General features: G+C 46.7%; 10 protein-coding genes. 5 read left to right on the top strand and 5 right to left on the bottom strand.

Annotated features, from left to right (window positions below; translation table 11 throughout):
* Positions 1-593 precede the first annotated feature (593 nt).
* Positions 594-1460, top strand: a complete 867-nt coding sequence (locus EXY20_RS35450) for an Rpn family recombination-promoting nuclease/putative transposase (protein WP_135557160.1) — start codon at positions 594-596, stop codon at positions 1458-1460.
* A 494-nt stretch (positions 1461-1954) separates the two neighbouring features.
* On the opposite strand, the gene EXY20_RS35445 is transcribed toward EXY20_RS35450, so the two are convergent.
* Positions 1955-2710 (bottom strand): SDR family NAD(P)-dependent oxidoreductase, encoded by a 756-nt coding sequence (locus tag EXY20_RS35445; protein WP_135557159.1) that lies wholly within the window; start codon positions 2708-2710, stop codon positions 1955-1957.
* Between the two features lie 216 nt (positions 2711-2926).
* Between EXY20_RS35445 and EXY20_RS35440 the strand changes: the two genes are divergently transcribed.
* Entirely contained in the window at positions 2927-3814 is an 888-nt protein-coding gene (locus EXY20_RS35440) for an AraC family transcriptional regulator (protein ID WP_135557158.1), read from the top strand.
* A 5-nt stretch (positions 3815-3819) separates the two neighbouring features.
* Here the strand turns inward: EXY20_RS35440 and EXY20_RS35435 are convergent, their stop codons facing one another.
* A complete protein-coding gene (locus tag EXY20_RS35435; RefSeq protein WP_135557157.1) occupies positions 3820-4749 on the bottom strand; it encodes a ketopantoate reductase family protein in 930 nt (309 codons plus the stop codon).
* 149 nt (positions 4750-4898) lie between these two features.
* Here EXY20_RS35435 and EXY20_RS35430 point away from each other — a divergent pair, with 149 nt between their 5' ends.
* Positions 4899-5465, top strand: a complete 567-nt coding sequence (locus EXY20_RS35430; protein WP_135557163.1) for a TetR/AcrR family transcriptional regulator — start codon at positions 4899-4901, stop codon at positions 5463-5465.
* A gap of 78 nt (positions 5466-5543) precedes the next feature.
* Here EXY20_RS35430 and EXY20_RS35425 read toward each other — a convergent pair whose 3' ends face one another.
* Positions 5544-6521 (bottom strand): NADP-dependent oxidoreductase, encoded by a 978-nt coding sequence (locus EXY20_RS35425; protein ID WP_135557156.1) that lies wholly within the window; start codon positions 6519-6521, stop codon positions 5544-5546.
* 150 nt (positions 6522-6671) lie between these two features.
* Here EXY20_RS35425 and EXY20_RS35420 point away from each other — a divergent pair, with 150 nt between their 5' ends.
* Positions 6672-7013: a winged helix-turn-helix transcriptional regulator gene (locus tag EXY20_RS35420; RefSeq protein WP_167859752.1), complete on the top strand. Its 342-nt coding sequence runs from the start codon at positions 6672-6674 to the stop codon at positions 7011-7013.
* 46 nt (positions 7014-7059) lie between these two features.
* Here EXY20_RS35420 and EXY20_RS35415 read toward each other — a convergent pair whose 3' ends face one another.
* Positions 7060-8388 (bottom strand): sensor histidine kinase, encoded by a 1329-nt coding sequence (locus EXY20_RS35415; RefSeq protein ID WP_135557155.1) that lies wholly within the window; start codon positions 8386-8388, stop codon positions 7060-7062.
* Positions 8388-9110, bottom strand: coding sequence for a LytR/AlgR family response regulator transcription factor (locus EXY20_RS35410; protein WP_135557154.1), 723 nt, complete (start codon positions 9108-9110; stop codon positions 8388-8390). Before EXY20_RS35410 ends, EXY20_RS35415 begins: the two co-directional genes overlap by 1 nt.
* Before the next feature lie 194 nt (positions 9111-9304).
* Here EXY20_RS35410 and EXY20_RS35405 point away from each other — a divergent pair, with 194 nt between their 5' ends.
* Positions 9305-13342, top strand: a complete 4038-nt coding sequence (locus EXY20_RS35405; RefSeq protein WP_135557153.1) for an MBG domain-containing protein — start codon at positions 9305-9307, stop codon at positions 13340-13342.
* Positions 13343-13464 lie beyond the last annotated feature (122 nt).

Here is a 13464-nt window from a genome sequence, read left to right as displayed (position 1 = left end):
CTACGATTAGGGTAGCTCAGGCGCTAGATTCGGTCCATTTTTCCCACGATTAAAGTGGGGAATTTTGCACGATTATTTTGGGGAAATCACTTTGATCATTTTGGGTATTTTTATTCTACCGTAGACAAGATTGCTGCAATTGTGGCGATCCTTAAAGCAGGGCCCGCTTCTGGGACGAGCTTGCCCGGCGGTATGGTGCATAGACGAGAAGGAATGGCAAGCACAAGGGCAAGAGTGCTTGTGGTTGGATGAACCGGATGAACGCGCATCCTTCAAACAAATGCCGAGACTGCCGCCCTTGCATCAGATCGAGCATGTTTTTCTCGGCAAGCAGCCCTGGCCCGATGTGTTCGGGAAAATTCTTCGATAATGAGAACGGTGCTGGGGCGTAAAAAGGCGGGATGTATCCGATTACAGTCGCAGATTGGAAATCCCTCCCCTGCTCCCCAGCCAATGCCTCAATGTGGCACACAGGCCGCGACAAAGGCGGAAATTGGTGATTGAGTATCTCGTCTGTCTACGTACGGCCCTCTCTGTGGTATAATGGGAATAGAAAAATCGTTGGCCTCTCGTGAGCCGTTGGAGTTAAGACCATGAGCGAGTTGCTGGAACCGACCGTCGATTTTGTGTTTAAACAAATCTTCGGCAGCGAAGAAAATAAAGACGAGGTTTTGCTTAACTTCCTGAACGAAGCGCTGCGGGAAACCGAGCCGAAGCCATTCGTCAGTCTGACGCTGCTCAATCCGCAGCTGGACAAAGATGCGCTGACCGACAAGCAAGCTATCTTGGATGTCCGTGCGTTAAATGAAGACGGCAAACATGTGAATCTGGAAATCCGGGTGACCAATAAATTCGACATGCCCAAGCGAAGCCTGTATTATTCGGCGAAAATGTACGAGGAGCAGCTCGTGGAGGGTCAGTTTTATAAGAGTTTAAAGAAGGTTATCTCGATCAATATATTGACCTTTAATCAAATTCCAAACGATCGATTTCATAATACGTATCATCTGCGGGAAGATCATACCGGCGAGCTGTTGCTGGATGATCTGGAGATTCACTTTATGGAATTGCCGAAGCTAAGCTTGAAGTCTGCAAGGATGGATGATCGGCTGGTGAACTGGTTGATGTTCATTAGCGGCGCACCTAAAAATAGATGGGAGGAAATGGCGATGGATACCCCGGGGTTAAAAAAAGCGATGACCACGCTGGAATTTTTGAGTCAGAACAAAGAGGCACGTATGCTCTACGAGATGCGAAAAAAGGCGCTCTTGGATGAACAGTCCGCGCTGGACTATGCAGAAACACGGGGACGGGAAGAGGGAAAGCTGGAAGGTAAAGCAGAACGAGATCAGGAGATTGCGATTAGTATGCTTCAAAAAGGGCTATCCTCTGCTCTAATTGCCGAAGTAACAGGTTTGTCCCAAACAGAAATTGAAGCGTTAAACAAAAAGTTGCACTGAACAAGAGAGCTTCATTTGAGAAAGATTAAGCATGTATTCGCAGCATCATTTCCAAGGGGATCAGAGCCGTCGCTCTGGTCTTCTTTAATGCGGCTGCACTCCCTATCCCCGGAAGCGGGAGAAGACCGATGAACGTAGGCGTATATATCCGAGGTTCAACGATTGATCGTGTTCAATTCCCGATATTTCGTCCGAACCGGTTATACAAGAAAGGGGCTATACTCATTATGAAGAGTCAAAACATGCTCCCGATTCCTTTTTCACAGGAATCGCAGGAGAAGCAATTACTCAATCCACTCTTAGTGAATGGAAAATATCCACAACTAAAATTGGGGAATCAGATTTCGGAGAAAGGGGGTATCCCACAAGTCATGATAATGACGATGGGACACCCCTATTTATCCGGGCTAAACAGCAGTCTGCGCATTCCATGTTCTTCCTAATCGCACATAAGGTGTATATAATTACTTTTTTATATGGGGAACATAGCTTTCTTAAAGCAAATGTCCGCCAGACACTTCAATGTCCTGGGCTGTAACCCATCCGAAATCATCGGACAATAAGCTCACAATGACCTTCGCCATATCTTCGGGTTGGCCAATTCTTCCAAATACAGATTGCTCAGCCAGCGGCTTGATGAATTCAGGATGTTTATCGAATACTCCGTCGCCAAAATTGCTGTGCGTAGGACCGGGCGAAACTGCGTTGACCCGAATTTGGCGAGGTGCAAGTTCTTTGGCAATGTAGCGAGTCCAAGTTGAGAATGCTGCTTTTAACGAGCCGTAGACGGAGTAGCCCGGAAAGGATTGGTTTTTGGATGAGCTCGTGGTATTTACAATAGCTCCAGCATCCTCCATGAATCCGACAATTTGTTGGGTTAAAAAAATCGGTCCTTTGTAGTTCGTATTAAGAATCTTGTCGAAGTATTCTTCGCTCATCTCAGTGAACATCATTGGCCCACCGACACCGCCATTATTAACCAAGTAATCAAAAGTCGTTCTGTTCCAAATGTCTTGGAGGCTCTTTTTCACGTCTAGTACAAAGCCATCGAATGTTGATATTCGAGTCAGATCCAGCTTCAGTGCGAATGCCCGAACGCCTTTATTCTTCTCAATTTCCTTAACGACAGCTTCTGCACGGTCCTTATAGGAATTGTAAGTGAGAATGACGTTAATTCCGCGCTTGCCAAGCTCAAGCGCCGTCGCTTTTCCAATGCCGTTACTTCCACCTGTTACAATCGCAATTTTCATAAGATCCTCCTTATTTTGCGTTCGATCTGGCTTCAATTTTAGTCGCATCTGTTGCAATAAAATAGATCTAAAAATGCCTTCTGATTGCCTAAAAACACCACGTTACTTTTCTAGTGACCGGATTATCCTTTATATTTGTCATATGAAGAGCCTAAAAATGCCGAAGTACTTCAAAGCTGTGTTGAGGGATAAAAAGTCGTGTGATAAACTAAGTGCATGAATAACGTCCTCGATGAAATGATTGATCTGATGAAAGGCGCAGGCACTCGACAGATTGAAACCGGAGTACCGGGGCTAAGTATGATTAAGGGAGACATCCCCGCTCATCAACTCGCAGCGCTTTACGAGCCGATGATTGGTTTTACGGTTCAAGGAACAAAGATTCTTTCAATCGGGGAGCGTAGCACTGACCTGGAAGGGCCATCCTATTACGTGTTACCGGTGCATGTTCCTGCAACAGCGAGTGTACATCCGGACCGTTATGGCCGTCCATACATGTCCCTTGGTCTCAAGTTGAATCAGAATATTCTTCAGAGCTTATTAAGAGATCTTCCTGAAAATCTATTGCCGACTGCTTCCGAGCATTTCGCAGCCTGTGAAATGGACATTGAATTTATGGAGGCATGGCTGCGCTTATTGCGATTATCGAAAACATCAAGAGATATTCCGGCTCTTGCACCAGCTTATGAGCGCGAAATTCTTTATCGCGTTCTGATGGGACCACAAGGATGGTATTTGAGGCAATTTGGTCTGCGGGAAAGTAAATTATCCAGTATTACCCAGTCCGTAAAATGGTTTCGCGATAATTTTATGAGGCCAATAGACATTGGCGAGATGGCATCAAAATCTGGTATGGCTATAAATACCTTTCACCGTCAGTTTAAAAGGGCAACGGGTTTAAGTCCTATTCAATTCCAAAAGCAATTAAGGCTTTTGGAGGCTAGAAACCTCATTGCATTTGAGGGCTACCCAGTAGCAAGTGCCGCTTATTATGTTGGTTATCAAAGTCCCTCACAGTTTAATCGAGAGTACTCTCGCTTCTTCGGTTCATCTCCAGCCCGGGACACTGAGAACCTAAGGCGAATCGAAAGCACGAGGGATTAGATAGTTTATATTTCTTTTGCATATTCAGTATTTTCAAATGCCATCGTAAGACGCGGCAAAGGTATGCCTGCCTTTTTTGCTTCTCTCACAACTTCAAGTACCGCAAAACCTGCTTTGCTGTTGTTGTATTCCATGAAAAGTCGCGGCAAGCTGCCTTTTGCAAAAATGACCTTGTTAAAAAGTGTGCCGAGAAGTGCCGGTGGAATTTTAGTCAGCAGGAGAGAAATGGCATCAAGCCTTGCACCTCTTGCTTTCAGTACGGGGATCATTTCCCTCATGTTCAATCCAACATTTGCAAATGAGCCCCTATGGTTCATGAGCGCTGAAAAGCTTCCCCGTTTTATCACCTCGGTCTCCATCGCTGCATTCATGGCAAAGTGATTCCATAGCCAGTTTTGCATATCCTTTACCCAGCTAATTTTAAAATGGGCACTTTCAAAACATTCCTTGACCAATTGGTTAATATGCTCAGTGCCTGCCCGCGGCTTTTCAAGAAATATCATTTTCAAAAAGCCGCCTCTCAGCCTATTGTCCGCGATGCCACCTCCTGCTCCGGGGAAGCCAAAGACAACATGGTTCATTGACAATGGTGCGATAGACGACTTCAGATCTTGCCAAATGTTATTGAATATGAGGACAGGGGTATTTCCTGCAGCAGTTGATAGGAATTGTGCGGCTTCCGGAAGTTGTTCCGTGTTGACGCTCACAATAATGAGATCATAATTTGGAAGGATCTCCTCATGCAGGTTGACGTTCCAGCTTTCTTTTATTAGCTTTTTCCCTTTTCGTGCGTCCCACATTTCAAGCTCTATACTGTTTCCGAAGGTTTCTTTCCTCCCCTTTCTAACGTAAAACTCAACTGTATGCCCAGCCTGTTCGAAAGCCCACGCGTACTGGGTCGATATTAAACCTCTACCGAAGAATAAAATTTTCAAGTTAGCCTCCCCCAAAGAGTTGATAATCCTTGTTGATGATCAAACAACGTGTTGTATAATAATATTGTATGGATTCGCCATACTGTCATCAACCATCAGATTTTCAATATCTGTCGGATCATCTATTGAACCGGAAATGGAGGCAAATCATAAACAAGCAACCTGAAATAACGGACAAAACCAGGCAAACCTTTATAAATGTGTTCTGTGATTTATATAGCCAAAAGCCAATTGAAAAAATATCTATTCAAGAGATTGCCAACAAGTCAGGATATAACCGCAGTACATTTTATCAATACTTTACAGATATTTATGAGTTGCTGAACTACGTTGAAGAGAAGGTTTTGAAATCCATTAACGAGGAAATGGCAAGCAGGGAGCTTTCTACGCATACTTTCCAAGATGCGCTTCAATGCTTGGAAAATACAGAAGAAATTTCAGTCTTTAAAGCCCTTTTGGGTGACTATGGTTCTGTTCATTTTGTTGAACGCCTGAAAAGAGAAATTCCCTTTGAGAGATTGATTGTGAATCTTCCAACAAATGATATCTTGGCGCCATATCTGATTGAGTTTTACATATCAACATTACTATCTTTGTTTCGCCTTTGGATACGCAACGGCAAAGATTTATCGTCCGAAGATTTGGTCAAGCTGATCGATAGCCTATTTGCAAATGGGATAAAACCTTATCATATCTTAATCAAAGGTGAGGGTTAGTTATGCCCCAAAATGATAATATACTAACACTATGATGAAAGACCCCTCGGCAGAGGGGTCTTTGTGCTTGCATGGCTTTCAGGAGTTGACCCGCAATAAAATTCTGCCGCGGCCATGTTTTTCTTTGCTTTTCTCATGCGCTTTGTTGATTTGGTCTAGCGGGAATATGGAATCGATCTCTGCTTTGATCGTACCGTCGGCAATCAACTGCGCTATTGTCTGCAGATTCGCTTTAGTTGGAAACTTGGTGTTAAATTTAGCTTTAACACCATGGTTTTGAGCATTTTCTTGGGATGGAGGGTGCGTCAAAGAGACAAGAATTCCCCCCTGCTTCAGAACTGACCATGATCGATTCTCGGTATCTCCTCCAACGGAATCGATGACCAGATCTACTCTTTTGACAACGTCTTCGAAAGCCGTCGTGGTATAATCGATGACTTGGTCCGCACCTAAAGACGTAACGAAGTCCAGGTTAGAGGCTGAAGCGGTGCCGATCACATGAGCTCCCTTCCATTTGGCCAATTGAACGGCGAATTGCCCCACGCCGCCTGCAGCGGCATGAATGAGGACGGTTTGACCGGTTTCCAGCTCGCCTTCGGTAAACAAAACTTTCCACGCTGTTTCGGCGCCGGCCCTGATCGTGGCTGCATCCTCGAAAGAGAGGCCGTCCGGCATTTTCACCAGTTCATTCATCGGCGCAATGGCATACTCTGAGTCGGCTCCGTTTACGATTCCGGAAGCAATGGCATACTCCGCATAGGCTCCCTTTACCATTCCGAAGACGCGATCGCCTGCCGTAAATTCAGTCACTCCCGGACCTGCCGATTCAACGATGCCGGATGCATAAAACCCTGGAATGTAGGGAAATGTCTGCGGGTATACGGCCTGCATCGATCCGTCGCGGATTTTCCAGTCAAGAGGGATAACCGATGCATAATGGATTTTGACAAGCACTTCTCCTGCCGATGGGTTAGGGCGAACGACTTCTTTAAGTTTCAACACCTCCGGACCGCCATATTCAGAAACAAGAATCGCTTGCATGAAAGACTCTGACATCGTATTTACCTCCATTGATTTTTGATTTTTGAGCAATAACCTGTGTTGAATGTAGTATACTTACTAAAGTATCGAGTTTGTAAGTACGCACTTTTTCGTAACGTAGTATCCAAGTGGTAACCTTATTCGAATAGATTGGATGTGATGTGCATGAACGGTTTGGATGATAGCATGTTGGATGAGGACAGGAGTGGCTGTCCGGTGGAGGCCACTCTGTCGGTGGTTGGGGGGAAATGGAAAGCGATCATTCTTTGGCGATTAGTTGGCGGCACCCAACGTTTTAACGAACTCCAACGTTCGATTTCGCAAATTACCCGCAAGATGTTGACGGAACAGCTTCGGGAGCTGGAAAGAGACAGCTTGATCATCAGAACAGTCTATCAACAAGTTCCGCCGAAGGTCGAATACTCATTAAGCGACTATGGCAGGACGTTCATACCTGTGATGCAGGCGATGGCTCAGTGGGGGTTAGTTCACCGCGAACGCAACTGAAAGAAGCAATCCACGCCTCCTGAGCTCCATTCCAATAAGATTGACGCTACGTCAACAAAATCCGCAGCATAACCGATAAGTGAAACTCTTCGGCGACTGCCTCGAATCTTGCCGCCCCGCCATATTTTTGCGCTACAGAGGAAATGGAAGATAGGCCGATGCCCCCGCCGTCTTTTTTACGGGAAATAAAAGCTTCGCCATTTTTCGCAACAATGCCGTCAAAGCTGTTATCAACGGTAATAACAAGCATATTCTCGTACACTTTAGCGTTCAGGCGAATATACCGCTGTCCGGTTGTCATTCTTCTGCAAGCCTCGATTGCGTTTTCGATACAGTTGCCAAAGATAATGCATAGGTCCGAATCGCTGATGTCTTTTTTTCCTGGCAGCTGCAAATTCACATCCATTTGTATGCCATCATTTTTTGCCAAGCTAAAGTAATAATGCACAATGGAATTTATAGCGTAATTGTCGCAAAATATGAATTCCGTATCGATGGGCAATGAATTTTTATATTCCTTTAAATAGGCCGCCAATTTTTCGGGTTCGCTTGTGTCTATGTAAGATTGCAATACGGACAAATGGTGCCGCAAATCATGTCTTGCCCTTTTCGCCTCTTCTATGCGGGATTGCAATATTTCGTAGTGTTCGGCTTGCAGAGCCAGCTGCTGTTTGGCCATTCGGGCGTTTTCTCTTAATGCGGTGGCAGCAACAGACTGTCTCATGGTGTCGAAAAGGACATAACAAGTTATAATTGCACTGCCGCCCAATAAAAGCAGGGTAATCGAGTATTCTATGCTTGCAATATCGTCCAGCAAAAATTTATAAGAATCCACAAGACCCATAATGTAGAATAACGCAGGCACAATCCAAATAAAGCGCCAAGTGGCCAAATCGATGGACTGCAGCGCCAGTTTCAGTGTTTTATTGTAGAAGCGCAACATCAAGGGCAGGGTCACGGCAAATAATGCAAGCGTGATCACATTGTTTGTCCAAAACTTGGCTTCCCGAAGCCCATCGCCAAAATATCGGAGTTCAATATTCGCTGCAAATTGATAAATAACGCCATCATAAACAACGATTAGAAAATATTCAAACAGAGATTTAAAGAAGTGGGCTTTAATAAATAAAAATGGAAATATTAGATATACAACGGAACAAGCGAGCACATAGTACTTTATGGTCAGATAATCAATCGAAACTTGACTTTGAAGCAATAAAAACCCGGCTCCGCAAACCAAATACAGAAGAATATAAAACACGAACAACGTGTGTTTCTTTATTCTCAGATTATCCATGTGAAGATAATAGCGCAAAACGATACCCGGGGTAAGATTTAAAAGAAGATAGAACAGGATCCCAATCGTATTCCACATTATAACTCCGCCTGTCTGGCCAGCGAAAACATATAATCCGAAAACATTTGTTTGATTTTCAGCTTATCCGCTTTACGAATGGGCACCTCTACACCGTTTTTGAGCAGGAAACTATTTTCCGACATATCGGCTATGTAATGCATATTCACAATATGTGTGCGGTGACAGCGCAAAAAGTTTGGTTCTCCCAGCTTCCTCTCAATTTCGTCGAGCGTACAATAGGTTTTCACGTCGCCGGTTCGGGTATGCAGCAGACAGGTATTGGTGTAGACCTCGACAAATAAAATATCCTTGAGCAAGACCTTGACTGTCAGTCTGTTCGATAAAACCTCAATAAACCGCATCGATTCGGCAAACAGTTTTACGCATTTCAATAGAACCTTTTCCACATGATGGTATGCAACCGGTTTCACAAGGTATCCCGACGCACTTACGGCAAATCCATCTATACCATGGTCTACGCTTGAGGTGGTAAAAATAATTACGAGATTATGGTCTGTTTCTCTCATCTTCTTTGCCAGGTCAATGCCGCTTATTCCCGGCATATAAATATCCAAAAATGCGATTTGGACATTTCCTTCCACATAATGCTTCCCCAAACTCTCGCCATTCTCATAAACGGTTATTTTCACAGGGCAACTGCGTTCTTTAAAAAACCTATCTATATAATGATACAGGGCAGATCTGTCCGCCTCCGAATCATCACAGATGATAATTTCCAAAACGAAAACCCCCGATTCAACTATTACCCATTTGCCAATACGATTTTAACATGAACCCTGGCTGCTTACAAAGATTTCGTCATCTTAACTCCCGTTTCGTCACATGTCTATTGTTTCTTTCAATTAAAATTTATAGAGTGTAAGCTAGCCAGCCCAACGCGATTCTACCAACAAAAAAGGAAGGTGAGTCAACGATGCCCAATAAGAATCCTTACACAAGCAAGATACCCAAACGAGTATTGACATTGCTGCTTGCGTTGATACTGGTATGTTCAATGGCTCCGACGCCATCGTTTGCTGTGTCAAACACTTTTACCTTGTATTTTAGCACTGCTGACGGCAAGCTGCACAAAGATTCAACATCCGGCACCGTTTATACGGACAACCTCTACTACTCATCTGCTGACAACAATAATACTCTCGTGCTTGGCAAAAAGACGACCGGCGAAGTCGGCAACTTTACGTTCAGCACCTCCGCCAACGTTGCGCTGAACATGCCTCCCAACACGACCATCAAGCTTACAGACGGCAGTGCGAACAGCCTTGCAAGTACTAGTACCATGAGCAGCAGTTTTGGTATTCAGGGGAACGTACTGACCCTCGCGGGTGACACTTTGGGCACCGGCACGCTCGCTGCTACCAGCGGCACAGCAACCAACAACGCCTCCTGTGGCGTTCAGCTCTACAGCCTCGCCATGCTCGGCGGCACGTTGACCGCTACCGGCGGCACGGCATCCGGCTCAAATAACAGCTCGGTCGGTATGTGCACCTCGATTTTCAACATGTCCGGCGGCACGTTGACCGCCATCGGCGACACAAGCACTTCCTCGTACGGGGTTTCCGGCACCGTCACCATTACCAACGGAACAGTGACCGCAAAGGGCAAGACCCGGGCGTTTCTCAATGCTCCTACGGCCGCAGGTGCGACTATTACGGGCAGCAGCAATTATGCCGGCACAAGCCCAAGCACCGTAACTGACATCAGCACCAGCAACAACAGTTATCAATATGTCCATATCGTCTCCGACCCGAAGACACCTTTAACAGATGACATGATTGGAAGCATCTCATCTCAAACCTACACCGGAAGTCAGATAACACCGGCTATTACGGTCACCGATGGCAGTTCGGTTCTGACATCGGGTACCGATTATACGGTGGCCTACGGCGAGAATAAGAACGCAGGTACGGACGCCGGGAGTGTCAGCATCACCGGTAAAGGCAACTATACCGGCACCGTAACGAAAAACTTCACCATTAGCTCCAAGAACATAAACAGCACGACCGTAACACAAAGCAGCCCGTTGACTTATAACGGCTTGCAGCAAACGGCCGCATTTAACGTGAAGGACGGCGGTATCACGCTGACAGCGGGTACGGATTATACGCTCGCCAACAATCAGCAGACAGATGCAGGGACGTCTTATACCGCAACGATAACCGGCACAGGCAACTTCACCGGCACAACAAGCGGAACCTATGAGATTGCCAAAAAAGGATTGACCGTCACAGCGGATGGCTTTACCATCGCTATTTGGGATGCCCCGCCGACCTATACGGCCTCATACGACGGCTTTGTTAATAGCGAAAGTGAAGCCGTCTTGGACGGTACGCTCATCATCACTTCTACCTATGCGAAGGACGACCCTATCGGGACTTACCCGATCACACCGAGCGGGCTTACTTCGAACAACTATGCGATAAGCTTCGTCGACGGTACGCTTGAAGTTGGAAAAGCCGCTCAGCCGACGCTTCATATAACGGGTGTTCCAGGAACGGTTGCCTACGGCGATGCAAGTTTTACAATTGGCACTAGCGGCGGTATCGGCGATGGCGAGGTTACCTATGCCGTAACAAGCGGCAGTGACTTTGCTTCGATTACTCCTGGTGCAAACGATGCGGCGGTTACCATTACAGGCGCGGGCAGTGTTACGATTACCGCGACCAAGGCGGGGGATAACGACTATAAGGCGGCTGCTGCGACCGCAAGCTTTACCGTGAACAAGCGTAACCTTAGCAATGCCACGGTGGATGTAACCGGCACCTTTACCTATACCGGGGCGGCTCAAACGCCCTCCGCAGTAACAGTAACGGATACCGCGACAATCGCGGCAGGCGATTGGACCATTTCAGGCTACAGCAATAACACCAACGCGGGTACGGCAACCGTCACACTGACTGCCGCAAGCTCAGGCAACTATACGGGTACAGCAAACGGGACATTTACAATCGCTCCCAAGAGCCTGAGTGGTGCGAACGTAACGCAAAGTGAAACGCTGGTGTATAACGGCTCACAGCAAGCTGCCGCATTTAACGTGGAAGACAGCGGCACAACATTGACTGCTTCTGCGGATTACACGCTCGCCAATCATCAGCAGACAGACGCAGGGACTTCTTATACGGCAACCATAACCGGCACAGGCAACTACACCGGTACAACAAGCGGAATATTTGCGATTGACCCTAAGGACATAAGCGGAGCGACCGTAACGCAGAATGGCACACTGACCTATAACGGCTTACTGCAATCCGCCGCATTTACCGTGACGGATGGCGCTGCGCTGACAGCGAATACGGATTACACACTCTCCAATCATCAGCAGACAAATGCAGGAGAATCCTATGCCGCAACCATAACCGGCACAGGCAACTATACCGGCACAGCAAGCGGAACCTATGCAATTGCAAAAGCGGTCATTACCATTACAGCCGACAACAAAGCAGCCATAACGGGAAATGCGGCTCCAAGCTACACGTACACAGTCACAGGGCTTGCAGCCGGTGAAACGTTGGCAACTGTTCCGACACTTTCCAGCATGCCCGATATGACGGCTGTGGGAACGTATCCCATCACGGCAAGCGGTGCGGTCGTACCGCCAGGTGGAAATTATTACGACGAGATCGTCTATGTGGACGGAAATCTTGTCGTCAGTCAATCTCCGCCTTCCGACGACGGTTCGAATGGAACTAACGGCAGCACGCCGAGCCTAACTCCAACACCAAAACCAACACCAGCACCAATCGGTGTACCTGTCGTTGTGGATGGCAAGGAGGTCAACATCGGCACCGTAACGGTAACCAATAACGCAGCAACTATAACCATGAACCAGACCGAGTTTCAAAAACAGCTGGATAACGCCAAGACGAGCGTGGTTATTCCTGTAAACGCGACAGAGAATACAGTTACCGTCCAGCTTGTTGTCAAAAATATAGAGGATATCTCCAAGAAGGGAATGCTCCTTACGGTTCAGGTTGGCAACATCAGCTATAACATACCGACCGAGGCCGTTGATAGCCAAGCCATTATGACACGGCTCGGCAGCAGCGATTCCGCCACAGCACCTATAAGTATTACTATTAATACGCTTGTTGACAGCCGTACAGAAACCAGAGTTGCGACCGCTGTGGCGTCAGTTGGCGGAGAGATTGTGGTTCCAGCGATCCAGTTTACCCTTACAGCAAGCAGTGGAGGGGAAAGCTATGAAGTGAATAACTTCAGCAAATACGTAGACCGCTCCATTGAGGTCACTTCGGAACAGGCTGAGAAAATCACGACAGCAATCGTAATCGAGCCCGATGGAACGACCCGCCATGTTCCTACCCGAGTTTATGAAAAAGACGGCAAATGGTACGCCTCCATCAACAGCCGTACAAACTCTGTCTACACGTTAATCTATAACGATAAGAGCTTCACCGACACCGCGGGCAAGTGGTATGAAGCGAATGCGAATGAATTGTTAAGCCGCCGGATCATCGTGGACAGCACAGACAATAAATTTTACGGTGACAGCAATATAACACGCGCGCAATTTGCGGCATACGTTGTCAATGCGCTCGGACTGCCCTCGAATAGCGGTAGTGCTCCATTCAGAGACGTTTCAGCTTCAAGCCGGTACAGCGGCGCTATAGCGGCAGCCTATGAGTATGAAATCGTGTTGGGCAGGGGGGATGGAATTTTTGATCCCGATGCCAATATTACCCGTCAAGAAGCAATGGCTTTGATTCAAAGAGCGGCAACGGTTGCAAGTTACAATGGCGCCATCGGCGATTTGAATCCATTTGCAGATGCAGACAAACTGAGCGAATGGGCGGTTGAATCGGCCAAGTTTGCGGTGGGGTCCGGCTTGTTCCAAGGCTACAACGGATATCTTCATCCGCTGGACAATATCACAAAAGGCGAAACAGCTTCCATTATCATCCAGATTCTTAGAGCCGCGGGTTTAATAAACTAATCTTTATCAGTAATCGCCGACAAGAGCGGATAAATCGCCTCATCAATCATTCGTGAGAGCACCCTATGGGGTGCTCTTTTGACTGTGCGCCAAAACGGGTAACCAAAATAGCCAATGAAACA

The sequence above is a fragment of the Paenibacillus cymbidii genome, assembly GCF_004764705.1.
Lineage (GTDB): Bacteria > Bacillota > Bacilli > Paenibacillales > NBRC-103111 > Paenibacillus_AN > Paenibacillus_AN cymbidii.
This window is presented reverse-complemented; position numbering and strand designations above follow the sequence as displayed.

What these genes read in the sequence shown, in the direction of transcription:
- EXY20_RS35450 (WP_135557160.1), top strand. Translation starts at nt 594, where the DNA reads ATGAGCGAGTTGCTGGAACCGACCGTCGATTTTGTGTTTAAACAAATC.
- EXY20_RS35445 (WP_135557159.1), bottom strand. Translation starts at nt 2,710, where the DNA reads ATGAAAATTGCGATTGTAACAGGTGGAAGTAACGGCATTGGAAAAGCG.
- EXY20_RS35440 (WP_135557158.1), top strand. Translation starts at nt 2,927, where the DNA reads ATGAATAACGTCCTCGATGAAATGATTGATCTGATGAAAGGCGCAGGC.
- EXY20_RS35425 (WP_135557156.1), bottom strand. Translation starts at nt 6,521, where the DNA reads ATGTCAGAGTCTTTCATGCAAGCGATTCTTGTTTCTGAATATGGCGGT.
- EXY20_RS35420 (WP_167859752.1), top strand. Translation starts at nt 6,672, where the DNA reads ATGAACGGTTTGGATGATAGCATGTTGGATGAGGACAGGAGTGGCTGT.
- EXY20_RS35415 (WP_135557155.1), bottom strand. Translation starts at nt 8,388, where the DNA reads ATGTGGAATACGATTGGGATCCTGTTCTATCTTCTTTTAAATCTTACC.
- EXY20_RS35405 (WP_135557153.1), top strand. Translation starts at nt 9,305, where the DNA reads ATGCCCAATAAGAATCCTTACACAAGCAAGATACCCAAACGAGTATTG.